We start from the raw sequence: 25,873 nt of genomic DNA on the forward strand, positions 1-25,873 counted from the left end.
CCTTTTTTTATCGCCAGAGATCGCCATGACCACAACCGAACAGCTGAGTGCCTTGAGCTCAATACTGACTCAAAGCGGTTTGCACAGCCTGTTCCAGCCGATCATCTCCCTCTCCGAACGACAGATCATCGGCTACGAAGCCCTCAGCCGTGGCCCCTCCAACAGCCCGCTGCACTCCCCCATTGCCCTGTTCGCGGTCGCTCGCCAGGCCGGTCGCCTCAGCGAACTGGAGATCGCTTGCCGCCAAAGCGCTTGCCGACGTTTCAATGAACAGCAACTGCCCGGCAAACTGTTCCTCAATGTGTCCCCGGAATCGCTGCTCGAAGCCGCCCACCAACCCGGACGCACCCTGCAACTGCTGCAGGATTTCGGCATACCGCCGAGCCAGGTGGTGATCGAACTCACCGAACAGACCCCGACCGACGACTTCCAGTTGCTGCAAACCGCCCTGCATCACTATCGGGCGATGGGTTTTTCCATTGCGCTGGATGATCTGGGCGCGGGTTATTCGAGCTTGCGGCTGTGGTCGGAATTACGCCCGGATTACGTCAAGATTGATCGGCACTTCATCGACGGCATCCATCAGGACGCACTCAAACGTGAATTCGTCGGTTCGATCCTGCAGATCGCCAAGGCTTCGCGGGCAAAAGTGATCGCCGAAGGCATCGAATTGCCAGAAGAACTCGCCGTGCTGACCGAAATGGGCGTCGATCTTGTGCAAGGCTATCTGCTCTGCCGGCCCCAGGAGCATCCGCCCCGCGATGCCCGAACCTTGATGCCCAAACCAACCAGCGCCGCAGCGATGCTGAACGAGGACGCCAGTGACCTCAGCGCCCTGCTCAACGACCAACCGGCGATGGCCAGCGACACCCCGACCGCCACCGTACTGGAAGCCTTCCGCCGCCAGGCCAACCTGAACTCCCTGGCGGTGCTCGACAAGCAAGGCAGGCCGTGCGGCATCGTTCACCGTCATTCACTCTCCGACGCCCTGCTCAAGCCATTTGCCACCGACCTGTTCGCCCGCAAACCCATCAGCCGCTTGATGAGCGACGACTTCCTCGCCGTGGAACTGAGCCAGTCGCTGCAACAGGTCAGCCGCTTGATCACCAGCCGCGCCCGCCAACGCATCGAAGAAGACTTCATCATCACCCTCAACGGCGGCTATCTGGGCCTGGGCCGAGTGATCGACGTGCTCAAACTGATTACCGAACTGAAAATCCAGCAAGCCCGCTACGCCAACCCGCTGACCCTGCTGCCAGGCAACGTGCCGATCCAGCAATGCCTGACACGCCTGCTGCAACAGGAACGGGAATCGGTGATCTGCTACGTGGACATCGACAGCTTCAAACCTTTCAACGACATCTACGGCTACGGTCGCGGGGATGAAGTCCTACTGTGCCTGGCGCAATGCCTGAACGACCGCGTCGACCCATCCCGCGACTTCGTCGGCCATATCGGCGGCGACGACTTCCTGCTGGTGCTCGGCCCCGAAGACTGGCGCAAACGCCTGAACCAACTGCTGGACGACTTCCACAGCCAATGCCGACGCTTCTACCGCAGCGAACACCTGGAAGCCGGCTGCTTCATCGCCCCCAACCGCCAAGGCGTACGGCAGGAGTTTCCGCTGCTGTCGCTATCCATCGGCGTGGTGCATCTGCATCCACAGGCCTGCGGACAGCTCGACGCGAGCCAACTGGCGGAAATGGCCTCGCAGGCCAAACACCACGCCAAGAATGTGCCGGGGTATAGCGTGCATGTGATTGATAGTTTGGCGGTGCCGACAACTAAGGAAGCGTTGGTTGCCGGACAACGGTGATGGCTGCGATCTTTTGATCCTGCTCTTGTGGCGAGGGGGCTTGCCCCCGTTCGACTGCGAAGCAGTCGCCAAACCAAGCCCCGCGGTATGTCTGACAAAACCGAATCGCAGATTTTTAGGGCCGCTTCGCGACCCAACGGGGGCAAGCCCCCTCGCCACAAGAACCACTCGGCTCTAGTCCGAAGACCGAGCCCGCAACCGCCGCCCAATCACATCCAGCACATCACAGCCATCGCGCAGCGGAATGGCGCAGAGCAAGGCAAAATCACTGAGGATCATCGAATCGCACTCGACTGAACCGCGCATGGACAGGTTCTCAAGCACTTGGGTGACGGCGCGAATTCGATAGCTGGCGGCTTCGGTCAGAATGTCCAGCGGCGCGTGGGTATCGACGAACAGAGTGGGCATGTCGGTGCAGTTGCTGGTCAACGCCATGAAGCGGTTTTTGGGGTGGGGAATTTGCTTTTCGTAGGGTGGATCAGGATGAAGTGTTGGCATTTTTAGAACTCCAGGAAAAATAGGAGCTGCCATTTGCCTTCCTACAGGCATGGGTGGCAGCTATACGCGGGGTAGGAATATCGAGCCCCAGAGACACTCGACCACGCCGAAGCGTGCCCGCGCACAGCCGCCGCAACTGATTTTACGGACGCAAGTCAGCAGCCGCAAATCAGAAGTCGACACTTATGTCGTCTTTGGGAGGTTGAAGGGTTCCTACGCCCTGCCACTGAATATGCAGTGACTCCCAAAGCCTATCGATCGAACTCACTGCGCACCAGTTCACGAAAACCGCCACAACTTGAAGGAAACTTCCGAAGACCTTGCCCAGAAATTTCGCTCAAAAAAGGCAAACGTGGGGGAAGGCTTCGCTGAAGCCTGGCTTGATTTCTCCACCGTGGGTTGGCCGGTTTCGACCCAGGCTGTGTAAAAACGTTTTAGAGCAGGTTTGAAGGTTCGAATCGGAACGAAAACCGCGTTCCTACGCAAATTTCAGGACCACTGATCTGCCAATCACGGTCAGATTTTACGTAGCGACACAGACTTCAAAACGAGGCCTGCGTTTTTACACAGCCTGGACCTATAGCTGCCGGTGGCGACAGGCAGAAATCGACCCATAGGAGACGTTCATGCCGGAGATGACAGATCCGTCTCCGCCGGGTGATTTCCGAGAACTTAAGCGTCAGATTGTTTTTTTGCCAGCTTTATGGCGGTAGTCATATGCGGTACAGCGTAGGCCTTGTACCAATGATTCATTCCTGCAATAGCTTTCTGAGCGGGTGCCGTGTCGGCTGCTCCGACCAATTCCGCACAAGCCTGCGCCATTGAAACAAGAATGCGATTCGGCGCGGACAGTGACTCCGATGGCGAGTCACGCCGACTCCAAAGTGCTCGCTTTTTACATCCCTGAAGCCTTCTTCTATCTGCATACGCTGCTTGTAAATGGCCACGATTCTCGATGGATTCCATTGATCCTCCGGTAGGTTGCTGGCCAATAACCAAGGTTCTCGTTCACGATTAGCCGATTGCCTGCTGAGTTTGTTTTTGGCGATTGAACCGGTGACACGCTGATGTTTGCGACCCTTTGCCGAATGCCTGACGCAGTACAAATGGATGAAGTGTGGAGCGCTTTGGGTCATCTCGATCCGACCCAGTGATTTCGGTGAGGACGACGCCAGGGCGTAGAGGTTTTTAACCGGCAGCCAAGTGTGTGCGTCGTTGCGGTAGAGGTCCCGGTTACGCACTCGCCCCACGTAATACCAGCCTTGCGCCTCGACGGCTTTGATCCATGGCCGGCGAAAACCTGCATCAGCTACAAGGATCGGAACGCAGTTTTTGGGGAGCATTTCGGCCAACGTTTGCAGCAACCGTTTTTGATATTTCGGACAACCCTCGCGCTCATGAACGCTTTCGTAAATCGGGAACGAACGTCCCGCCAAAGGAATGGCTGCGTGCAACAAAAAGAACTCTCCAGCCGCATCGATCGGCGACCAATCGACCAGGATCAACGGATGCCTCAGCGACCCCAGCAAGGCTCGCAACATGACCCAGTAAAACAGCGAGCGCTCGGTTTGCAGATGCCGATTACCCAGCAACCGATCGACTCGTTTGATGGCGTGTTTGGGGTAGGCCTTGCCTGACATGAATCGGCCAAGCCCCGTCAGAGTGAGCCGACGTCCTTGGAGTAATGCGCTGACACAACACATCAATGTTTTCAGACGACGAGAATGGACAGTGGGAAGTGCTTGGGCGAGCGCGCTGTGTAAGAATCGGATGGCCTGCATAGGGTCGGTGTCTTGTTTTTGTGTGGTGCAATACAAGTTGCCGACCCATGCAGGTCTCTTCAATTCCCAACTTCTTGATTTATCGTAAGAAAAATCGGGGATTTCTCAGGGTCTGTCCCCTATTCCCCCCGTATCTGTTGCATCGTCACGATATACAAGGAGACTGCCCTTGGGCCAGCCACCTACCCACCCACACGGCCACCCACCGCTTAAATAAGCGGAAAGTATTCCCTCAAAAAATTCATTAGTCTTACCTTGAACAGCTCGACTATACAGACAGCACTTTAGATCCGAGACAATATCATCCAATAGTTCTCTATGCTTCGGGAGGAGCTGCTTTTGAACTGAGCGACTCAACTCATCCAAAAGTTCGGATAGTTTAATATCCATCTCAGTATATTTTTCGCCCCCACCGTAAACAACATCCCAAACCTCACTCATCTTCTCTGATCTTAAGTCAGCCCAAGTGAAAGACTCTTCCCCATAGACCTGAACCCAGGCATATTTTTTTGCCGTTGCAAGATCAGAAATTTCGGCACCTCCCAAAACAACCTGATTGACAGATCTCAAGAGCAACCCACTATTTACAAAGCCAATAACTTCATTTACCAGATTGCTATTTTCACCCAACTCTACTTCCCTAACCATTTCAACCATACCTCTGTCTTAGCGCCGTCTACGTTGCGGACAGGCATGCCCGACCCAGTAACATTTCTCAACCTACCCTGCAAGTCGAAAACCTGTTTTTGCAACCGTTCCACAGGTAGATTTCGGTCCATCTCATTCAAACTTTTTCGTACAGCCTCAGTATAGTTTGGATGGCTACCTGTATGTCTCGGCATACCGCTTATGGCGCCCTCTGGCTTAGCCTTACTTGCCGGCAAAAATATGCCATTAGAGGAGTCATCCAGATCAATCCCTACCTTCTTCAGAATAGGATGATTTTTTAACTCCGAAGGAATCAGGTGCTGAGCCTGATAACCAGCCCACGAGTCGGTGCGATTTCTCCCCATTGCTTGGTTCAGATTCTGCCCTAGCTTTGTTGAGCTACCGCCAGTTACTTGACCAGGAGTTCCTGAAAGCAATCTTTGGTTATTGGGCAGAGCCTGGTCGGGCCCTTTTGCCCCCCCCGTTTCCACCCATCCCTTCGGCGGATTCTCCGCAAACTTCTTGTCCCAATCAGGATCCCTCGGACCAACCCCCAGCTCATCGCGCCCTTTCGTTACACCATCCGAAGACCCCTTACCCACAATACCAATGGCCTTGCCCGCTACGGACCCGGCAGCGTTGGTGACGGTCCCCAAGGCAATATCCAGCAGCGTCGTTGCACCACGAACGTATACATCACCTTTTTGATCAGTTGCCCCACGCTTGAAAAGTTCCTTGAAACGATCATCGCTATGCTCCAAATCGTCCTTGCTCTTACCACTGAGCTCGCTCGCTAGGGATTTTGACAAAGCATCTTTAGCGTCGGCGATTTTGTCTCCGAACAGCTTATCCACCACCACATTACCGGCCAGACTCACCGCGGCTTTGGCTGGTCCCATGACGGCTTGTATCCCCAAGCGTACAAGCTGCGCTTGCGCTGGGTTCAATTTATCGAGATAGGTCTGTAAAGCGTCGGCTTGAACCAACACATTTCCGCCGGGGGTACTTGGTACCAACGGCTTAAAATTCACAATCATGCTGTTGCCATCAGCATCAACATAGTGGACCGGATCCTTCTGGCCCTCGTCACCCGATGCACAGCCTCCTGTAGCGCCACAGTTTTTTTGTTGCGTGACAAACGTTTTGAATAGGTCCGCGAAGTATTGGATAGCGATTACATCCTTAGGCTCCAGCTTCGCGATGTCATCAGGATCCTTACCATTGCGAACCAGGTTCTTCGCAACATTCAGCGCAACCTCATCCCCCAACGCAGCTCTTGAAGAAGCAGGAACCTCCTCTATTGATACCCGCTGTGCCTGTATGCTGTTCCAGGCCTGTCCGGCGGCCTGTACCGGCCCATTAACCAGCTTGAGTGCGTCCTCATACGCTTTCAGGCTGCTATCGGGGTAGCTTTTGATGCTGTTCTTCCAAGCCGTCACGGTCCCGGAGGTATCCATCACGGCATCCACCGAAGATTTGGTGACATACAAGTCGGTCCGAGATTCATCATCCTTGGTGATCTCGTAGGCCTTGCTCACATCCCGGTTGAGCCCTGCCGTCGAATCAGCCCCGGTTTGAGAGTCATTGCGCACCACGACTTCGCCAGCCCCAACGGTGGCGCGGACGGTCTGCTGACGGTCCTTCTCATACTCCCAACCGCTGATGCTCCAGCCGTTTTTATCTTTCTCTCCTTTGCCAACTTGGCTACTGTCCTGGGCGCCTCCGCCCCCCTTGGAGTAGCTGCCACCAACGTTCAGGTAATAGCCGTGCTCCTTGTCCTTGCCGGCGATGTCGCTGAAACCCAGGGTTCCGGTGTCCAGTTTGAGGTTGCCGTTATCGGCAGCGATCAAGGCACCGTCCAGCTGGGTGTGATCCTCGGTGCGGATGTCGACCTTGTTTTTACCGGTGATGCTGGTCTGCTGCTCGACCCAATGGGTCTCACCGGTTGTCTGTCCATACCCCACAGAGCCACTGAGACCAGCCCCTGGACCAAAGGTCGCTGTGACGCTGAGGTCGAACTCTTTGCCTTTGACTTCACCGGTGTCAGGCACCGAGGAGACGTTCAGGTCGCCGCCGACACGGCCAACGACCTCATCGCCGCGCAGGGTAGCACCGCTAATGTTGGTGTCTTTACCACTGGTGAAGCCCAGGCGGTTGCCCGCGTAGAGGTAGGCTTCTTGCTGTCGGTTACCTTCCCGATCAAGATTGCCCTTGCCGATATTCACGCTGACGTAGACGCCTACGCCTTGAGAGCCGAACGTCAGGCCTGCCTCGCCACCACCGTTGTGTCGATTGCTCTCACTGTCGCTGGCGTTCTGCGCCGACCTGATGTTCAGCTCATTACCGGCATCTAGCGCAATATCTCGCCCAGCCTTGACCTGAGTGCCTATCAGGTTGATGTCGTGGCGGGCGTCCACGTTGACATCCCTTCCAGCGGCAACCTGAGTGGCCGTCGAACTGCCGTGAACGCCGTCCTCGGTGGCAACACCGTAGCTGCCGCCGGCGCCTAGCTTGAAGCCACCACTGGTGCCACCATGAATCCCACTCCAGCTTTGGCGATCAGTGCTTTCCTGGCTGACACTTCCCTTCGCTACATCCAGCGTGACGTCGCGACCTTTGACGTTGATATCCCGCCCGGCCTTTAGCTGACCACCTTTGACCGTGACGTCGTTACCGGCATTGAAATTTAGGTCGTTGCCCGCATCGAACGTCGACGCGCGATTGGTCTGCTCAATGACCTGCTGAGTACTGGTTTGCGTGCTGTTGCCGAACTTGACGTCAACGGTCGGTCCGTTGACGAATTGGGTGACGGCATCGATGCCTTTAAGGGTGCTGGATGCCTTGCTGACGCCGTTCTCCCCTTTCCCTGCGCCGCTGACCGCATCCTTGGTGTTGCCGTAATTATGATTGAACGAAATGCCAAGCCCATTACGACTGGCTTCACGCTCCTGCTCGGTTAGTTGTGTTTCACGCGCGGCATCAATGTTGATATTGCGTCCAGCCGTGAGGCCTATGTCACGGCTGGCACGCAGATCGGAACCCGTCTGGTTGATATCGCGCTGAGCGTTGATGGCAACATCTTGCCCTGCACTGATCTGGCTGGCGGCAGCGGTTTGCTGTTCAAGCCGGTTTTTCTCTTTGGTGCGATCCACGCCAGCGAAGAAATTGATGCCGTTGGCATCCGAAGAAACACCAATCCCAGCCTTCTTATTCTTCTCCCAATCCCGCTCGGATCGGCTGTTCTGCGCCGCCAGAACATTCACATCACGCCCGGCATTCAAACTGACATTACGCCCAGCATCGATACCACTACCCACCAGGTTGATGTCACGCTCAGCCTGCAGGGTCGCGTCGCGCTCCGCCGTCACCTGACTGCCGACGCTGGTACTGCTTTGCGCGATCCGGCCCGACTCTTTGGCCGAGGAGAACGACAGGAAGCCACCCGAGACCGAGAGCCCGGTTTTCTTCTTGTATTGCTCGCTATGGCTGTAAGCGGTGTCATTGGCCGCGACGAGGTTGATGTCGCCGCTATCCTTGACCAGGCCCGCACGCAGTTCCACGTCATTACCGGCGGTGGTTTCGCTGGCGCGCAAACGCAAGTCGTTGCCCGCGACCAGCACCACATCGTTGCCTGCTTCCAGCTCGCTGGCCACTTGGGAAGCCGTGGTTTTCAACTCGCTTTTGCCGCTCTTGGACAAGCCGAGGAAACCCGATTTGGTTTTCTTGCTGTAGGAGCCGTGTTCTTCGATACCCGAGAGCACCGCCACATCACCGGTGGCCCCCACCACCAAATCATTGCCGGCGTTCAACTGGCTGCCGATCACCGTAACGTTGCGACCGCCGTCCAGCGTGACACCGCCACTGGTGGCCTGGCTGGTATTGACCGTCAGGTCTTGCCCCGCCTCAACCACCGACGCGACGTTGGTGCTGTCATAGCTTTCCCGTTGCTCGCTTTGGCTGCGACCAAAGGAGCCTTTGCTTTTCTTCGAGTAGAACTCTGCGGTTTCGTCCGTTGCGGACAGCAGACTGATGTCGCGCGTGGCGTCGAGCGCAACGTCCTTGGCCCCTTTCAGGTGACTGGCGACGAGACTCAGGTCTTGCCCCGCCTTGGCGCTGAGGTCCCCACCCGACTGGATAACCGAAGACTGCTGGCGCACCAGGTCGCTGCTACTTTTGACTTTTTTGCTCTGGGACGAGCGATGGCTTTCGTTGGCGGCAGACGTGATCGCGATATCGCGCCCGGCAGTCAGCGCCAGGGTGCTCTGGGCGATGATGTTGCTGGCAACGACCCGCAGATCCTGCCCGGCCGTCACCTTCATCTCCCGGCCCGCAGTAGCGCTGGAACCATTTTGAGTGATGGTTTGGTCCCGGTGTCTGCTGCCCATCGTGTTGCTGTCCACCTGCTCGGCGGAGGCGATATTTACATCACGCACCGCCCGCAAACTCATGTCATTGCCGCTCTTGAGCACGCCACCGGTGTTGGCGATGTCCCGTCCGGCGCCCAGCGTCAGGTCATTGCTCGCCTCGATCCGCGCTGCGTTGTCGGCAAAGTCGCGTTGTTCAGTCTTGTAGCCGGTGCTGCTGGCGTGGCGGGTGATGGTGCGTTCATTGCTCACGTCACCGGCCAAGGCGACGACGCTGACATCACGCCCAGCGATAATGCCGCCGGCCCGGTTGCTCAGGTTATTGCTCGCCAGCGCCTCAAGGCGGTTACCCGCTTCCAGCAAACCGCTGTTGACCAGGCTGTCGCCAGCCGTGGCCCTCAGGTTGCTGGAGGCGCGCAGGGTGCCGGCGGTGCTCAGATTTTTGCCGGCGATCAGGCTGACATCGGCGCCCTGGATCAGCGCGCCATTGGCCGCCAGGCGGTTGTTGGCCTGGGCCAGGTAGAGCACCGGCACCAATACCTGTTCATTGTTCACGGTCCGGGTTTCCATCCAGACGATGTCATGGGTCAGGGCCGCGACCTGCTCGGCGGTCAGGCTGACGCCCAGGGACAGGTGGAGGGCGTCCTTGCTGGCGATGGCATTGTTCATCAGGTACTTGAACATGCTGTCGTCGGAGGTCTGGCCGTCGAGAAAGCGTTGGCCGGTGCGGGCGATCACGGCCTGTTGGATCAGGCGTTGTTCGTAGAAGCCGTCCCCCAGGCGCTTGGCGGCGAGGTCCGGATCGTAGCCCAGTTTTTTCAGCAGGTAGTCCGAGCTCATGAACTGGCGCATGTCGGTCAGCGCCGGGTTGGTCTCGATCAGGTACTTGTGCGGATTGGACCTCATCGAACGGTCAGCCAGCCCGCGCACCTGCAGCAGGCCAGCGCCCTGGGTCGGCGTAGTCGAGCCGTTGCCGCTCATGCGGAACAGGCCGTTTTGTCCGGTGGGCAAGTCAAAGCCCGGCAAGGCGAGCGGATCGACCTGTTGCTGGGTCAGGTCCGGGGATAGCTGCCGATTGACGTTGATGCGGGTGGAGAAAACGTTGTCAGCCTGAGTATCGGTGCGCGGGCCGGCGCCGACATAGGTGTAGCCTGGGCGTACCACGCTGCTGTCGACATTGTTCTGGGTGCTAACAGCCACCGGTCCGCCGGCCTGGATAATCGCAGCGTAGGTCTGGCTATCGATGGAGGCCGTTTGAGTACGAAACTCTGGCACCTCACGCTCGGTCATGCCGATGAAACGGCTCATCGCCCCTTCAAGGCCACCCAGATCGTTGGGGGTGTAACCCGGGCTCTGCAGCCAATATTTGTTGGTGAAGTCATTCGCGGCGGCGCGCCAGCCACTCGGGTGGCGCGTGCGTTCGGACATGAAGGTGCGCGAGGTTTCGATCTCACCGGTCTCGATGCCGATGTTGTTCAGGCTGACCAGATTGGCGGTCAATGCACCGCCGACGCCGATGCTGCTGCTCCGGTTGGTCAGGGTGTCGCCCTGGATATCCAGGTTTCCGCCGGTGGTGATGCTGGAGGCGGCGCTGGCCGCGGTGACTTCGAACTTATCGCGCTGAATGATCTGCCAGACGTGGTTTACCTTGGGGCCGTCGCAATCACCGGCATTGACCCCTCCGATGCAGGCCACTTCCCTGATCGAGGCGGTGTAGATGCCAGCATCGTTGGTGGTCAAGACCTCGCGGACGTTGTCGATCGTGCTGGCCGCCAGGCGCATGTTGCCGTCGCTTTGCAGCGTGCCGGAACTGTTGAGGATGCGGCTGGCACGCGTGCCGAGGCCGTCGCGATCGATGCTCAGATCACCCAGGCTGTAGATATCGGCATAGCGGTTGGTCAGGCTGTCGACGCGCAGGCTTGTATTGCCGCCGCTGAAGATCAATCCGTGTTCGTTGAGCAGGGCGCCGGTCGATACGCCAAGCGCCTCGGCACTGCCCAGCGTGCCGTAGTTGTTGATCGTGGCGGCAGTGACGCTCATGTCCGCCGCCGAGGTCAGCCGACCGTAGCTGTTGAGGACGCCATCGACCACGACGGTTGTGCTGCCGCCGCCAGCGATACTGCCGCTCGCCTCCAGATTGATCAGCGCGGCCTTGATCCCCAGGACACCCAGGCTGCTCAAGCGGCCGCTGCCTGCATATTCGCCGGTCAGTTGCAGGTCGATGGCTCCATCGCTGCCGATCAGGCCGTCGACACGCCAGTTGTTCCCCCGGCCAACCAGGCCGTTGGTGCTGAGCAATTGGCCGGTGGCCGTCTGGGTCAACTGACCGACATTCAAGACCAGATGCCCGGCCTGGATCGCGGTGTTGTTGGTCCAGCGGTCAGCCGTCACGTTCAAGTTGCCGTAGGTCACCAGGCGACCACCCGCCTGGCCCAGGTTGGCCTGGCTGATGCCAAACAGCCCAAGGCCGGTGTGGAACAACTTGCCACCTACGTTCTGGACGCTGCCGCTGTCGAGTTTCACGTCCTGGCTGGCGGTCTCCAGGGTGCCGTCGTTGTTGTCGAACAGCCCGCCGATGTCGAACGCCGTGGTGCTGTTGCGGCCCAGGGTGCGCAGTTGGCCTCCCTGGTTGCTCAGGCTGGCGGCCAGGATGTCCAGGCTGTCCTGGCTTTCGATGATGCCCGCGTTGTTGTTCAGTGCGCCGCTGAGATCCAGGTCGATGCGCCTGGCGCTGACCTGCCCGCCGCCGCTGTTGTCCATCTGCCGGCCAATGACTTGGACCGTGCCCGTGGCATATATACCGCCGTTGCGATTATTGATATCCGCAGCCGCGTTGGTGATCACGACATCGCCGGCTTGTGCGGCCAGGCGCCCGCCGTCGTTGAACAACCCGCTCAAGGCTTTGATGTTCAGGCCTTGAGCCTGGATCGTGCCGCCCACGCGATTCACGTCGTAGCCGTTTTTCAAGACGCCGGTGGTGCGTGCCTCCAGCGCGGCCTTGACGCTGGAGAGCACGCCACCGCGGTTGTCAAGGTTGGTCGCGAAGACACTCAACTTGGCGTCTTGGGCAATGATGCTGCCGCCCTGGTTATCGATATCGCCCGCGACATCCACCGTCACCAAGCCCTTGCCTTGCAATGTGCCTTTGGCGTTATTCAGGCTGGCGGCATCGAACTCAACGTCGGCTGTACGGCTGGCGATCAGGCCGTTGTCGGCGTTGTTGACCTTGCCAGTCGCACTGACCACCAACTTGCCATTGGCGGCAACGGTGCCTTTGTTGCGGTTATCCAGGCTGCCGGTGCGCACGGTCATGACGCCTTGGCTGGACAATTCACCGCCCTGGTTGTTGATCGCGCCCGTGTTGGTGATATCGAGGTTTTTGCCGGCCATGACCAGGCCGGTCAGGTTGTCCAGGCTGCCGAGGATCAGGGTTGCGCTGTTCAGGCTGGATAGTTCGCCTGCGGTGTTTTCCAGATGGCCCAGGTTGGCAGTCAGAATGCCCTGGCTATTGATCAGGCCGCCCTGGGCGTTCAGTACCTGGTTGGCGTTCAGATGCAGTTCGGTGTTGCCAAGAATTCGGCCTTTATTGCGGTTATCCACAACGTCGGCTGTGACCGTGGTCATGCGCTGCCCGCTGAGCGTACCGCCCTGGTTGTTCAGCGCGGCGGTCGTCGTGACATTCAGGTCGCGACTGGCGACCACGGTTTTGCCGCCGTTGTTCAGCTGTTTTGCAGTAAGAGTGATATCGCCCGAGGTGTTGCGGCTGTTGTCAGCATTGACCCCGGCTTCGATGATTGCGTTGTTGCTCAGCGTGCCGCCGCTGTCCAGGCGAATGCTGTCGCGCGCCACCAGGTTTTTCTGGTTGGTCAGGTCACCCTGGGTCTTCACCTCCAACCGGCTACCGGCGTACACCTGTCCACGGGTTTCCAGGCTTTTCGCCTGGATATCGATAGCACCGGCAGCAGCCATCTCGGCCAAACTCAAATGCCCATTGGCATCAAGCTGGATATCACCCCCACTGGCAACCATCTTGCCGTCCAGCTTCACGCCAACCCCGGCCTCAGTGCCCACCAGTTTGATGGCGCCTGCGTACATACCACCCAAGGCCGAGGAGTCGATGGCCAACCCCGGTTTGGCGCTGCCGTCATCGGCGCGCGCGGTCGCGTTGAGGGTGTCGGCGTTGACGTCGTTGCGACCGGCGATGATGGTCAGATTCTTGGCCTGGATCTCGGCGTTGATCCTGGCGCTGCGGGTGATGATTTCGAAGCGGTCGACGTTGCTGGCATTCAGCCCGTCGCCTTCGATGGCGATGCTACCCTGATCGACCTGAAAGCGATCCAGCCGACCGTTATCCAGCACCGGTTTGCCGGTGGTCAACGTGACTCGCGGGGTGTTGATGAAGCCGCAACCGTTGCAGCTGATGCCGTAAGGGTTGGCGACGATGACGTGGGCCGATTGCCCCGCCACTTCCGTGTAGCCACGCAACTGGCTGGGATTGCCGCCGTTGACTTCGTTGAGGATGGTCCTGGCGGCCGTGCCGTTAAGGTTCGGGTTACCGAGGATGATGCCCCCCAGTTGAGTGGGCTGGGCGGCGTTGGTGGCGTTGTTGAGGATCACGCCGTTGCTGCCGACGTTGTAATCCTTGAACTGGTTGTGGGACAGGCCACTGCCGTTGGGGCCGGCGATGTTGACGATGGGCACGCCGTTACCTGCCTGACCGAGACTGGTGCCCGGCGCGCTGACCACGATCCCGTCCGCCTGGGCCCACATCGGTTGCCAGAACATGACGTTGGCCAACAGGAACGCCAGGCCGCGCTTGGGCATGCCCCAGAAGTGCTCAGGTTTTTTGACCGCAGCAGAGGGCTGGCCAGCGAGGAAGGCAGAGGGGCGAACGTCCATGATCGAATCTCGTTTAAAGCAGAATTTAGAGGGAAAAATCCACGCGGAAATAGATCGGCGCTTCGCGCTCGGTCAGGGCATCCGGGCGTTCCAGGGAGTGGGCGAAGGTCACGCTGGCGCTGAGGTGCTCACCGCGGGCGAACAACTCCAGCGAGTTGCTCGACAGGCGCCCATGCTGGTTGCCGTTGTAGCGATCACCGCGAATCACGCCTTGGTCGTAACCGAGGCTGGTGCCGTATTCGGCGAACACCGGGCGTAGCCATTCCAGGGTCACGGGACGGCTCCAGCGCAGATCATTGCGCCAGTAGCCACCGCTGTCGCCGGACAAGGACTGGTCCTTGTAACCACGGATCGACGATTGTCCACCCAAGCTCATGCGCTGAGGGCTGAATAGCACGTCTTCACTGCGCTGACCGGTCATCAGGCTGCTGAAACTGAAGGACTCGCCACCCAGCACAAAGGGCTGCAAATAGCTGAGAGTGGCGGTGTATTTGCGATAGCGCGCATCCGGAAGGCCCGGTCCCGGGTCGTGATTACCCTGGGCATCGAGGGCACCAATACCGTTCTGCAGGCCCAGGTCGAGGTTGACGAACGCATTGCCAACCCGTCGCCCATGGTTGATGCCGAACTGCGCCTCGCTAATGCGATTGCTGCTGGCAGTGAGCTTGCTGTCTTCAATGAAATTATTGGTTCGCAGGTAAGCCAGGCCGGTGTTGAGGGAGGTCTTGCTCAGGGCATCGCGATGGATCACTCGTTCCAGGCGCAACTGATGGTTCTGGCTGTCGCCACTCTGCTTGAAATTGAAACCGTTGGCCTGGCCCAAGGCGCGGTATTCGCTCTGGCTGTAGGTGTAGCTCAGGTTCCACCAGCCAAAGGGCAGGTTGTAATAGAGCATGGCATTGCGCGAGGTTTTCTGATGATCGCTGACGGCATCGTGGCCGCCGCGCAAGGCCAATTGATCGGCCAGGCCCAAGGGACTGTCCCAGTCGAAGGAGGTGCCCCATTGCTGCTCGCCAGTGCTCTTCTGGCCATCGTTATGCCGCGATAAACCAACACGCCAGGGCTTCTGCGGGGTGTTTTTGACCAGCACTTCGCTGCCACCGATATTCTGCCCCGGCGTCAGCTCCGTCTGCGCATGGTTGGACGGCAAACGGTTCAGTTGATCGACCATCTGTTCGATGTCCCGCAGATTGAGCAACTCACCCGGCTTGCCGGGAAAGCTCATCGCCAGTTCCCGCTCGGAGAGACCGCTGCCTTCGGCGCCTTTCAGGCCTTCCAGGCGGCCCTCGACGACCAGCACTTGCAGATGCCCACCGGACAAATCCTGTTGCGGCAAATAGGCACGGCTGGTGACCAGGCCTTTGTCGATGTAGTGATCGGTGATGACTTTCAGCAACTCGTTGAGCTGCGTGACGCCCAGGCACTGGCCGATATAAGGCTTGAGCAGGCGATTTTTCTCGCTGTCCGAGAGACTGTCGGCGCCTTTGAGCTCAATGTCCTTGATGGGGAAACAACGGGCGTCGGCCGGGGCCGTCGGTTGCGTGGGGTTGGCTGCCTTGCCGGGTAATTCCTTGAGCTCTTCGAGACGTCGACGCTGCTCGTCCAGCAAGCGATCCTGACGTTCGCGGATCAGATCGGTTTCACCGGGGGTGGGGGCGGCGTGAGCAAGAGTTAGCGGAGAAAGGCACAGCAAAGCCAGGCACAACCTCGCCCAATGGGCGGGTGAGAACATGTTCGATCCCTCGATACGAAAATGACAGCGAGCTCGCGAGCAGATAAAAAACCAAATGCCGGCCTTTAACCTTCATCTTAGGGAGCACCTGAAGACCCAGGCGTACTCCGAAAAACACTCACGCTGCTGATGCGCAAAACCACGCGCACACCAGACCCGGCATATCGCTTTTGGTTCAAGAGAGCGGGAATTTTCTACACACAAAAGAGACGCGTCTCACAAGACACGTCAGAAACTACAACAGAGAAATGCGAATGATCGCGGTTACATACAGACTGTGCTGCGCCGAGGCGAGATAGATTATGAATCTCGCCAGTGGATAACGCTTGAGACGCTTCCGAGTGGCAGCTTTTGGCCGATTCTGTTGAAAAAGTCGGGCCGCTTTCTGCCTATCGCGTCCGGCTGAAAACGACCCCGAGTGGACATTGAAGCCCTCGCGAACGACATGAACCGTTTGTCAGGAGTACAAGCCATACCCTGCCGCGATGATCAGCGGTGAAACCAGCAGCGTTGCCCAGAAACCCGATTTTGGAACAGCAATGACGCAAATGATCGAGATCATAAGCACATAGATGCCAACAATTTTAAGTAGCGCGAGATCGCCAACTGCTACGGCGTGAATCGCTGTATGCCCTGCGAGCATAAAAAGCGGCCCCAGCAGGGTAAACCAGAGGGCGGTACGCCGATCTTCGTGCACTCTGAACTGGTCAACGAAGCCAGAGTCTACAGCGGCGGCGAATACTGCTTTGAACTTAATAATACCGAATGGAATATGGAAGGCGCCCAAGGCGAACAGCGTCCATGCGACGATGTTTGACATATTTTATATGCTCCGTAACGGTAAGGTTGGACGAGTGCCTAACGTTTGGGGCCTTCTTTAGCCGGTCCCGAGCGAGCTTAGCCAGCGACTTGAGCCGCATGTTAGGCTGCGTCACCGATGGCGCGCCAGCCGTATAAATACTTGATGACTCAAAGCTGCGGAGCAGGCCTCCTGGAGCATGCGGTTTTGCGGCGACAGCCATCCCGTGTTCACCGTCCACTATTGGGAAGCGGCTCTTGATGATAGACAGCAATAAGCCAAAAGCCCCACTTCGATGTAGCTACAAAACCAGAAACGGTTTACTCACAACAGAAATGCGGGCCAACCCCAACTTCAACAGTTCCTTACGTAGCAGCGAGCGCTCAAGCACAGCTATTCCGGCCTGCCATTCGATCGACAGCAAATAGAAAAAATGGGACGGATTTATTTTCATGATCGCGTAAAAAATAGATCTGTCCCCTTCTCTCAGGGTGGAATCGAGCAATATCTGGCGATCTACCCTGATGACCGTCACCCCGTCGTTTCTTGAACACCCCCGGCTTGCACAGTAGCCCTATCTGGATCAAAGGTACGTCAATGAGTGCAAATTTTTCAGGCATCACGTGGGGCTTTCCCGGCATCGACCGGCGCCTGCTGAAAGTGCAATTCAGCTTTTTGCTTATGGTTCTGGGTGGACGGTGCAATCAATTGGCGGTGGCCTGGTGGGCCTTGCAGGAAACAGGCTCTGCGCTGTACTTCGCCAACATGATTGCCTGTTCCATTGCGGCGGAAGTGTTAGCCAAACCCCTGTTGGGATGGCTGGGGGACAAGTACAACAAAATCCTGATCATCAAGCTGGCCTCATGGATCAGCCTGCTGACAGCGCTGTTGATGGTGGTGCTGTCCGCCACGGGGTCGTTCAATCCCTGGACGGTGGGCGCGCTGATGATGATCAGTAGTGCGATTGTCGGTGTGCGCGACCCTCTCCAAGCGTCGATCATTCCTTTGTTCGCAGACGACGATAAAGTCTCCCTGGCCTTTCGGACCAAAAGCGTGATGTCGTCCTTTTCTATTCTTCTGGGGCCGGTACTGGCCAGCGGGTTGATTTACGGGTTCGGTATCACGTTCGCCTTTGCTGCCGATTTTTTTGCGATTCTCATCGCCGGAGCGTTGATCGCGACCATCCCGAGCCATATCGGTGCCACCGGTCAAGGCGAAAAAGCCCCGGGTGCCAGCGGCTTCAGCATGATTTATTCCGGTTTCAAAGTGGTTTACGGAGTGAAAGTCGAGTTTTACCTGGCCATCATTGCAATGCTGATCAACTTTGCCCTGTTTCCGTTCTTCACCATTTTGATTCCACTGTACGTAAAGGACGTCATCCAGTACCCGGTCACATACATCGGTCTTTTGGATTCATGCTTCGGGCTGGGCATTCTGGCGGGCAGTTACAAGATCATCGGCTGGTTATCCGACCGGGTTCCCCGTGACATGTGTGTGTCCGCAGGTTTTGCATTACTGGGGTGCAATCTGGTGGTGGTCGGCACCGTTTCATCGTCGTTCATCGTACCCGCGGCCTTTTTCTGCGGCGGTGTAGGCCTGATGTTGATCAACATCCCCACCTCCGCAGTGAGGCTGCTGGCGACGCCCAAGCTCCATCGCAACCGGATTTTTGCCACGGTTTCATTTTTGTCTGCGGCGGCCAGCCCCTTGGGCAGTTTTGCGATGAACACCCTGATCGCCTATCTGGGGGTTGCACTGACAATCACGCTGCTGGGCGCCATGGTGCTGCTGTTGTCTCTGTTGGTTTTTCTGGTACCCGATTTCAAATCGTTCATGCGTTCCCCGGATACGCAGCTCAATGATGCCTACCTGGACAAATACCCTGAAGCGTTTGCGCACTGACGTGCCTCGCCGTACCCCCGCCTATTACAAATGGAGTTGCCTTTCACCATGCCGGACTTCAAGGATCGACCTGAATCTGCTCGACATGAATAGATCTTCTGCGGCCAATATTATGATGACATGGGCTGTACCGGTTTCCTGGGGGATCCATCCAAGGATCGAATCTCGGTTCTGATGCTGGGGCTTTCGGACGGTGTGGCGCTGGCGCCGATCGCAGCCAGCACCAGAGTGGCCAGTCTGTTGGCCGTTGATCTGGACGAGACCGCATTCTCGCGCAGCCTCGACAACCGGAACCGACTTGCAGCGAATACCGACTTTGACAGTGTGGTCGCCGATGCGGCGCACTTCCTGGACGTCACGCCCGACCGGTACGATGTCATTATCGTCGACCTCTACACCCAGACCGGTTATGCCCCGATTGTGTTTGATCACGGGTTCCACCAACTGTTGAAGAGCCGCCTCAATCCCCTCGGTCATGTAGTGTTCAACGGTTTTGGCGTCCCCATGAATCTGGACCCGTTCAACGGGCCTACTCCCCAAGCTTGGCTTGCACACTGCCTGAACGACAGCTGGGGCGACATTCATTATCTGCCTCACCGACGCAATGCGACGTTCATTATCGGCCCACCTCCATCAATAACACCGCGCACCGCTCCGACCCTGGAGTCTTTATGTGCAAGTGACCGGCTCTTTATGGAAATCATGAGACTTCGCCTGCGCTACCTGATACCTACGGTTATCCGTCAGGCGACGCTTGTGCCTCCGGCGCTGGATTTCGTCGGAATTGATCTGGAGGTGCAAAAACGCTGGATGGACTCGTTACCGGCCTTGTCTGCGCTGCTTCCAGCCTCGCTGAAGCTGAGAAAACCCAACGATCTTCGCGTGTTACTGGATGACCCGGACGCTTGCCAGGCGCTGCAAGAGAGATTAGTGAAGGACAAGTCATCGCTGCACACCACGCTGGCATTGCTGGTCGCAGGCGAAGTCAACTTCTCGGACCGCGATATGTCGTGGCTGCCCGACTGGGTCGTGTCGACATTGGAGAACAGTGTAGAAATCTACCCACGAGATTGGCTGGAAGGTTTACTCCCTTATGCCTACGGCGTCATTACGCACAGAACCCGGGGGGATGCGACCAAAGTGGAAGGCTTTCGACGGGCGCTAGCCCGATTGTCACCGAGCACATGGCGGTCCGACGTTTCACCGAGCCGAGCGCCAAGCGCGTAGCCACCTGCGCCGCCGATCAGCCCGCTGCGTCTTCAAGATGCCCACCAGTTCAACATCGAATCACTACTCAGCATCACCACTCGCCAACTCTTTCAACTTAATCTCAGCCAACGGATGCCCGGCCTTCAAGGCAATACGCCAAAACCGCGCCGCTTCCACCGGATCCGGCGCCTTGCTCGGCGTCCCCGCAAGGCAGATCACGCCCACCTGATACGCCGCCTTGCCATCCCCCGCCAACGCGGCCAGGCGTAGTAGTCGTACGCCTTCCTCGCGAGCCCCAAGACCGACGCCGCGAAAGGTCAGGATGTGGCCGTAGAAGCTCTGGGCGCCGACATCGCCCAGGTTCGCCATGCGCGCGAACTGGCCCTCGAGCCAGCGCCAGCCTCGCGGTTGGCGCACGAACCACGACCAGTGGAACAACCGGCGGGCCAGCCAGTAACCGGCCCGCGCCTTGAGTCGTAGGAACACTCAGGCTTCCGCCGACTCGGGGTACTCGTATTCGAACACCCGCACCACTTCCGAGGCATGCCAGGATGCGGCAGCCACGCCGTCGGACGGTCCGGAGAAGCGCCCGAGGCGCTCGACACATTCGAAGAAGCCGGTGCGCGGCAAGCGACTGGCGCCTTGGCTGATCACCAGCGAGCTGCGCAGTGGCTGCTCGGCCCTGGCGTCCAGCGCGGCCAGGTGCTCAAGGGCGGCGGTCAGGGTTTGCATGGCGGGCGTGGGTAGCTGCAATCGCTCCAGCAATGCCCGATAAGTCAAAAGATGGCGCTGACGGCGCGCCTGATCCAGTTCCCCCAGCAATCCATCCCAATGTTGACGACTGATGCGTACGCTCACGATTCATCCCTCCATCCCGGCACCGTCAATTCCCAGGCGAGGCTGCGGCGAATAGCAGCGTCAGGTTGACGCTCACCGCTTTCGATCAAGGCGAGATATGACGGGCTGATGCCTACCATGCGGGCAAGCGCCTCAATGGCGATGCCCTTCCCTTCGCGCAAACTGCGTAGTTGATCCAGACCCGGAAGAGTCTGGTCTGATGTGGCCGCGAGACGCACTGTGGCTTCGCGCGGTGGTTGTTCGTTGATGCCTGCTGCTTTCAGTAGAGCCTGATACTGAGCCCATGGCAGAACCGCATATTCTGGTTCGCCTTCGCGTGTAATTATCTGAATATCCATGACTACCCCGTAGGACAACGACACGTAGCGAGTCGGCACTTTTCCTTAGAAGTGTAATCCTAACAGCGGCCAAGGTCGCGGGGGTATGAATATGGATGATCCTGAATCGGTTCAGTTTTTTTTCGGGCCCTGAAGTTGCAGCTGTTCCGGGGTATCGGGCAGGCGTTCAACCACCGCGAGTTTTTCCGGCGCCTGATGCTTGCGCCAGGCACGGAAGGCGTTGAGTTCGTCATCGAGGACTTTCATCAGCCAGGCCAGGACGGCAATGTCGTCGAGCATGCCGAACACCGGGATGAAATCCGGGATCGCATCCACCGGGCTCAGGAAATACATCAGGCCGGCCACCACCGAAACCATCGCTTTCGGGCTGATGGCCCGGTACTCGCCACGCCAGTAGGCCAGGCAGAGTGCCTGTAACAAGCGCAGATCGTCCTTAAGTTTGCCCAGACGATTACCTTGGCTCGCGCCTTTGCTGGCAACCGCGAACAGCAGGGTCGGCAAACGACCACGGGCGAGCAGGCGCCCGGCCATTGGCAGGAAGCGGGCGAAATTCCAGGGCATTTTCATCTTTTCCTCCCACTGAAATGTTATCCACACAAATTGTGGATAACCTTGTGAACAGAGCTGCATTTCACCGCTGGAAGCCCCGTTTCACAAGGGTCTTGCTCAGATCGGGCGTTTTTTACTCACATAAAAAAACCCAAGATTTCATTGACTTGGCGCACCGGTCCGTCTAGCTCGGGCACTCTCACTGGCTATGACTGCAGCGTACCGCATCCGTTCGCTTTGTTTACCTTCACCAAACCCCAGATGCAACAACGCCCCGCATAAGCGAGGCGTTGTTTTTTCGAGCAGACGCGGATTACTTGGCGTCGTCTTGTTTGGCTGGATCCTTGATGCCCAGCAGCTCCAGGTCGAATACCAGCACCGAGTTGGCTGGAATCGCCGGGCTAGGGCTTTGGGCGCCGTAAGCCAGGTCGCTAGGGATGTACAGTTTGTACTTCTCACCAACGTGCATCAGTTGCAGGCCTTCGACCCAACCCGGAATCACACCGCTGACCGGCAGATCGATCGGGCTGCCGCGCTCGACGGAGCTGTCGAAAACGGTGCCGTTGGTCAGTTTACCGGTGTAGTGAACAGTCACTACGTCGGTCGGCTTAGGCTGTGCGCCATCGGCCTTCTTGACCACTTCGTATTGCAGGCCGGAAGCTGTGGTGACGACACCGGCTTTCTTGCCATTCTCTTCGAGGAATTTCTTGCCGGCGGCTGCCGACTCTTCGCTCATCTTGGCCAAACGCTCTTCGGCACGCTTCTGCAGCGCTGCGAAGGCTTCAACCAGTTCCTCATCCTTCAGTTTCTGTTCTTTCTTGCCGACGGCATCTTCGATGCCTTGGGCTACGGCTTTGGAGTCCAGATCATCCATGCCTTCCTGAGCCAGACTTTTGCCCATGTTCAGGCCAATGCCGTAGGAAGCTTTTTGCGCCGGGGTTTTCAGCTCTACGCTGGTCTGCGAATCACAACCCGCAAGTACCAGGCCAACCAGGGCCACCGCCGCCGCCAACCGATGCTGTTTCATGCTATTTCCTTGTTCATGCGCCTAAAGGGCAATCGAGTAAAGCCGCGAGCTTATCAGGCGGCCACGACCAATGGCTACCGGCATGAGAGCAGGAAACTTCCGATAAGTTCAGGTGTTTAAACGCATTTCGAGGTTAGAAGGATGAAGCTTCTGTCATCTGGCCCCCACAGACCCGGAGACCGATTCCCACAGCCCCTGGCGTAATGGCCTCTTGCCGCCCCTCGTCAGCTGAGGCATAAGAGAGCTACAAACTGACAAGGATGTTTATCGTGCGCCTCATTATCCGCTTGCTGATTCTGATCGCAGTACTGCTGGGGCTGGGCCTCGCCGTGGTGCTGTACTACGTCGCCAACCCGAAATTACCAGCCTGGTCACCGGCGCAACAGGTGCATTACCTGGAGCAATGGAGCGCCGCAGACCGCCAGGCCTACTACTTCACACCTCAAGGCACCCAGGTCAAAGGCTTGCGCTATGACTGGTTCAACGCCCTCGAACTGCCCTTCTCGCAAAAACGATTCGCCGCGCCTGAATACCTCGCACGCTTTGGTTTTCTGATCGATCCGAGCCAGAAAGCCACACCGAACAACCCCGGCAACCTGCCCGTCGGTTTTGCCCGTCATCAAAACGCGGGTAGCCAGGAAGAGTTTCTGGACATCACCTGCGCCGCCTGCCACACCGGCGAATTACGCTTCAATGGCCAGGCCGTGCGCATCGACGGCGGCTCGGCCCAGCATGTGTTGCCGTCCAGCGTCCCGACCCTGCGTGGCGGCAGCTTCGGCCAGGCACTGGTGGCCAGCCTCGCCTCGACTTACTACAACCCGTGGAAATTCGAACGTTTCGCGCGCAACGTCCTGGGCCAGGACTATGACGCCCGGCATCAACAGCTACGCCAGGACTTCAAAAGCTCACTCGATACCTTCTTGAAAGTGGCCTGGAACGATACCCATCGCGGGCTCTACCCCACCGAAGAAGGCCCCGGCCGCACCGACGCCTTCGGGCGCATTGCCAACGCCAGTTTCGGCGACGCCATTTCGCCGGCCAACTACCGCGTGGCCAACGCGCCGGTGGACTACCCGCAACTGTGGGACATGTGGACCTTCGACTGGGTGCAGTGGAACGGTTCGGCGCAGCAACCGATGGCCCGCAACATTGGCGAGGCCTTGGGTGTCGGCGCCACGCTGAATTTCTTCGACGCCAGCGGGCAGCCTCTCAAGGGCGACGACCGCTATCCGTCCAGCGTCCGGGTGCGCGATCTGCACCGGATCGAACAAACCCTGCAACGACTCAAACCGCCCACCTGGCCGGAAGCCCTGCTGGGCACCATCGACAAGCCGTTGGCCGCAAAAGGCCGCGCACTATTCGCCGAAAACTGCGCCGGGTGCCACGTCCCCCGCGTCACCCAAAGCGACGGCAGACAGGTGCACCACCTGAACTTACTGCCTGTGGAGGTGATTGGCACAGACCCCGGCGCCGCCAACAATATTGCCGACCATCGCTTCGATCTGTCAGCCTTGAAGTGGGATCCGGCAGAGCTTGCGCAACTGGACGTGCAACTGCATCCAAAACCCACGGAACCCTTGGATTTGAGCCAGTTGTCAGTGGCCAAGGGGCTGGCCTACGTCACTGCTTTTGTGGGGAACCAGGCCTATCGCGCTGCCAATGTGACACCCGCAGAGCGCCCAAACCTGGACGGTTTCGGCCTGCCTATCGGTGTCCAGGAATTACGCAGCTATAAAGCCCGACCACTGGCGGGCGTCTGGGCCACACCGCCGTTTCTGCACAACGGTTCGGTGCCGAGCATCTACCAACTGCTCTCGCCCCAGGATGAACGCGCAACGACGTTTTACAAGGGCACCTTCGAATACGATCCCAAACACCTGGGCTATCGCACCGAAGCCTTTACCAACGGTTTTGTGTTCGACACGCGTATTACCGGCAATCACAACAGCGGCCACGAATTCCGCAACGGCGAGCGCGGTAATGGCGTGATCGGTCGCCTGCTGCAGCCGCAGGAGCGCTGGGCGCTGCTGGAATACCTGAAAGTGTTGGGCGGCCCGCTGGAGTCGCAATTGCCAGACCACCTCATCAGTCAAAAGGATTGACCCATGCTGATCACGCTCTGGCTACGTCTGGGTGCCTTCCTTGGTAAAACCCTGCTTTGGATGTTGGGTTTGGGGGTCCTCGGCTGGGCGCTGACCATGGCATGGCTCGCCTGGCAACATCGCGGCCCGGTATCGGCTGAAGAACTGATTCCGGACGGCGAAGCGGCGATGACCCGGGACATCATCCAGACAGCGGTGCGGATCGTCGATCAACACCGCGAAAGTACTCGCTATCTGCGCGACGCTCACGCCAAGGCCCATGGTTGCGTGAAGGCCGAGGTTCAGGTGCTGCCGGATCTGGCGACGACGTTGCGCCAAGGCGTGTTCAGCGAACCCGGCAAAACCTGGCAAGCGACGATGCGGCTGTCCAACGGCAATGCCTATCCGCAGTTCGACAGCATCCGCGATGCCCGGGGCATGGCGATCAAGTTGTTCGATGTGCCGGGTAAACAGTTGCTGAATGATCGACAAGGGCGCAGCGAACAGGATTTCGTGATGTTCAACCATCCGAACTTCTTTGTCAGTGATGTCGCCGAGTATCGTCAGAATGTGGCCGCTCAGGCTGACGGCAAAAAGATAATGGCATTCTTCCCGGGCTGGGACCCGCGCACCTGGCAGGTTCGTCATCTGTTTATTGCGCTGGCGACACTCTCCCCTGCCCCGGCAAGTCCGACCCAGACCACCTACTTTTCGGTTTCGCCGTACAAGTTTGGTGAGGCCAACGTCAAATTCCGGGTAATACCGGATCCGGAGAGCTGCCCGACCTACACGCTGCCCACGCAAAATCAAAACCTGCCGAACTTCCTGCGCAGTGCGCTGAACCAGCAGCTGTCGACTGATCGGGTGCCGGCCTGCTTCGTGTTACAGGTCCAGCGCCAGGATCCGAGCCAATATATGCCGATCGAAGACACTAGCATCGAGTGGCGTGAACACGACGCGCCTTTCGAAACCGTGGCGAAGATCAAGCTGCCTGCCCAGGATTTCGACACCCCGGCGCTGAACCTGCAATGCGACAACCTGTCGTTCAATCCATGGTTCGGCCTTGAAGCCCATCGGCCGATTGGTGGGATCAACCGGTTGCGCAAAGCGGTGTACGAGGCCGTCAGCGACTATCGACACAGCCGCAATGCCGAACAATAAGTAAGGCAGAAACGAAAAAAGCGACCTGAACAGGTCGCTTTCTTCAGTGAATCCGGCAAAAAGCCAAATCCCAGACAGCAAAAAGCCCGCATTAAGCGGGCTTTCTGTGGTGATCTGGCGTTCAGTGTTCCAGATACCGAATATGGCGCAGCGGACGGGACTCGAACCCGCGACCCCCGGCGTGACAGGCCGGTATTCTAACCGACTGAAC

15 protein-coding genes and 1 pseudogene are annotated in these 25,873 nt (G+C 58.2%); 5 read left to right on the top strand and 11 right to left on the bottom strand.

Annotation, left to right across the window (positions count from 1 at the left end; translation table 11 throughout):
- Nucleotides 1-25 precede the first annotated feature (25 nt).
- On the top strand, nt 26-1,816 hold the full coding sequence (locus AC1RL4_RS08260; protein ID WP_019579683.1) for a bifunctional diguanylate cyclase/phosphodiesterase: 1,791 nt from the start codon (nt 26-28) through the stop codon (nt 1,814-1,816).
- Between the two features lie 174 nt (nt 1,817-1,990).
- Here the strand turns inward: AC1RL4_RS08260 and AC1RL4_RS08265 are convergent, their stop codons facing one another.
- From AC1RL4_RS08265 to AC1RL4_RS08290, 6 genes and pseudogenes are all read right to left on the bottom strand, one after another.
- Nucleotides 1,991-2,314, bottom strand: a complete 324-nt coding sequence (locus tag AC1RL4_RS08265) for a hypothetical protein (protein ID WP_230174222.1) — start codon at nt 2,312-2,314, stop codon at nt 1,991-1,993.
- Between the two features lie 827 nt (nt 2,315-3,141).
- Nucleotides 3,142-4,095: pseudogene (locus tag AC1RL4_RS08270) on the bottom strand (IS4 family transposase); the annotation flags it as partial.
- 105 nt (nt 4,096-4,200) lie between these two features.
- The gene (locus tag AC1RL4_RS08275) at nt 4,201-4,752 is read right to left on the bottom strand and encodes a hypothetical protein (RefSeq protein ID WP_019579667.1); all 552 of its coding nucleotides are present in this window, start codon (nt 4,750-4,752) and stop codon (nt 4,201-4,203) included.
- Nucleotides 4,728-14,006, bottom strand: a complete 9,279-nt coding sequence (locus tag AC1RL4_RS08280; RefSeq protein WP_493119435.1) for a hemagglutinin repeat-containing protein — start codon at nt 14,004-14,006, stop codon at nt 4,728-4,730. Before AC1RL4_RS08280 ends, AC1RL4_RS08275 begins: the two co-directional genes overlap by 25 nt.
- 25 nt (nt 14,007-14,031) lie before the next feature.
- Nucleotides 14,032-15,738: a ShlB/FhaC/HecB family hemolysin secretion/activation protein gene (locus AC1RL4_RS08285; RefSeq protein WP_096479751.1), complete on the bottom strand. Its 1,707-nt coding sequence runs from the start codon at nt 15,736-15,738 to the stop codon at nt 14,032-14,034.
- 457 nt (nt 15,739-16,195) lie between these two features.
- Nucleotides 16,196-16,558, bottom strand: coding sequence for a DUF6463 family protein (locus tag AC1RL4_RS08290; RefSeq protein WP_230174767.1), 363 nt, complete (start codon nt 16,556-16,558; stop codon nt 16,196-16,198).
- Nucleotides 16,559-17,083: 525 nt separating this feature from the next.
- Here AC1RL4_RS08290 and AC1RL4_RS08295 point away from each other — a divergent pair.
- Nucleotides 17,084-18,439: an MFS transporter gene (locus AC1RL4_RS08295; RefSeq protein WP_493119439.1), complete on the top strand. Its 1,356-nt coding sequence runs from the start codon at nt 17,084-17,086 to the stop codon at nt 18,437-18,439.
- Between the two features lie 174 nt (nt 18,440-18,613).
- Entirely contained in the window at nt 18,614-19,666 is a 1,053-nt protein-coding gene (locus AC1RL4_RS08300) for a spermidine synthase (protein WP_230174772.1), read from the top strand.
- A 63-nt stretch (nt 19,667-19,729) separates the two neighbouring features.
- On the opposite strand, the gene AC1RL4_RS08305 is transcribed toward AC1RL4_RS08300, so the two are convergent.
- The 5 genes from AC1RL4_RS08305 to bamJ all read right to left on the bottom strand — a co-directional run bounded on the left by AC1RL4_RS08305 (nt 19,730) and on the right by bamJ (nt 22,420).
- Nucleotides 19,730-20,134: an SEL1-like repeat protein gene (locus AC1RL4_RS08305; protein WP_230174774.1), complete on the bottom strand. Its 405-nt coding sequence runs from the start codon at nt 20,132-20,134 to the stop codon at nt 19,730-19,732.
- Entirely contained in the window at nt 20,135-20,506 is a 372-nt protein-coding gene (locus AC1RL4_RS08310) for a hypothetical protein (RefSeq protein WP_007898892.1), read from the bottom strand.
- Complete coding sequence (locus tag AC1RL4_RS08315) at nt 20,503-20,844, bottom strand: helix-turn-helix domain-containing protein (RefSeq protein ID WP_230174776.1); 342 nt, start codon at nt 20,842-20,844, stop codon at nt 20,503-20,505. Before AC1RL4_RS08315 ends, AC1RL4_RS08310 begins: the two co-directional genes overlap by 4 nt.
- A 111-nt stretch (nt 20,845-20,955) precedes the next feature.
- Nucleotides 20,956-21,411, bottom strand: a complete 456-nt coding sequence (locus AC1RL4_RS08320; RefSeq protein WP_019579662.1) for a YkvA family protein — start codon at nt 21,409-21,411, stop codon at nt 20,956-20,958.
- Nucleotides 21,412-21,706: 295 nt separating this feature from the next.
- A complete protein-coding gene (bamJ, locus tag AC1RL4_RS08325) occupies nt 21,707-22,420 on the bottom strand; it encodes a BamJ family beta-barrel-assembly machinery protein (protein ID WP_018925162.1) in 714 nt (237 codons plus the stop codon).
- 269 nt (nt 22,421-22,689) lie between these two features.
- On the opposite strand from bamJ, the gene AC1RL4_RS08330 reads away from it, so the two are divergent.
- Both AC1RL4_RS08330 and AC1RL4_RS08335 read left to right on the top strand, forming a co-directional pair.
- Nucleotides 22,690-24,522 carry a di-heme-cytochrome C peroxidase gene (locus AC1RL4_RS08330; RefSeq protein ID WP_230174778.1) on the top strand — a complete coding sequence of 611 codons (1,833 nt, stop codon included), beginning with the start codon at nt 22,690-22,692 and terminating at the stop codon, nt 24,520-24,522.
- Between the two features lie 3 nt (nt 24,523-24,525).
- Nucleotides 24,526-25,662: a catalase family protein gene (locus tag AC1RL4_RS08335; protein WP_019579660.1), complete on the top strand. Its 1,137-nt coding sequence runs from the start codon at nt 24,526-24,528 to the stop codon at nt 25,660-25,662.
- Nucleotides 25,663-25,873: the final 211 nt, after the last annotated feature.

It is taken from the genome of Pseudomonas sp. GW822-FHT07A10 (assembly GCF_058798795.1).

What these genes read in the sequence shown, in the direction of transcription:
- AC1RL4_RS08260 (WP_019579683.1), top strand. Translation starts at nt 26, where the DNA reads ATGACCACAACCGAACAGCTGAGTGCCTTGAGCTCAATACTGACTCAA.
- AC1RL4_RS08265 (WP_230174222.1), bottom strand. Translation starts at nt 2,314, where the DNA reads ATGCCAACACTTCATCCTGATCCACCCTACGAAAAGCAAATTCCCCAC.
- AC1RL4_RS08275 (WP_019579667.1), bottom strand. Translation starts at nt 4,752, where the DNA reads ATGGTTGAAATGGTTAGGGAAGTAGAGTTGGGTGAAAATAGCAATCTG.
- AC1RL4_RS08280 (WP_493119435.1), bottom strand. Translation starts at nt 14,006, where the DNA reads ATGGACGTTCGCCCCTCTGCCTTCCTCGCTGGCCAGCCCTCTGCTGCG.
- AC1RL4_RS08285 (WP_096479751.1), bottom strand. Translation starts at nt 15,738, where the DNA reads ATGTTCTCACCCGCCCATTGGGCGAGGTTGTGCCTGGCTTTGCTGTGC.
- AC1RL4_RS08290 (WP_230174767.1), bottom strand. Translation starts at nt 16,558, where the DNA reads ATGTCAAACATCGTCGCATGGACGCTGTTCGCCTTGGGCGCCTTCCAT.
- AC1RL4_RS08300 (WP_230174772.1), top strand. Translation starts at nt 18,614, where the DNA reads ATGCTGGGGCTTTCGGACGGTGTGGCGCTGGCGCCGATCGCAGCCAGC.
- AC1RL4_RS08315 (WP_230174776.1), bottom strand. Translation starts at nt 20,844, where the DNA reads ATGGATATTCAGATAATTACACGCGAAGGCGAACCAGAATATGCGGTT.
- AC1RL4_RS08320 (WP_019579662.1), bottom strand. Translation starts at nt 21,411, where the DNA reads ATGAAAATGCCCTGGAATTTCGCCCGCTTCCTGCCAATGGCCGGGCGC.
- bamJ (WP_018925162.1), bottom strand. Translation starts at nt 22,420, where the DNA reads ATGAAACAGCATCGGTTGGCGGCGGCGGTGGCCCTGGTTGGCCTGGTA.
- AC1RL4_RS08335 (WP_019579660.1), top strand. Translation starts at nt 24,526, where the DNA reads ATGCTGATCACGCTCTGGCTACGTCTGGGTGCCTTCCTTGGTAAAACC.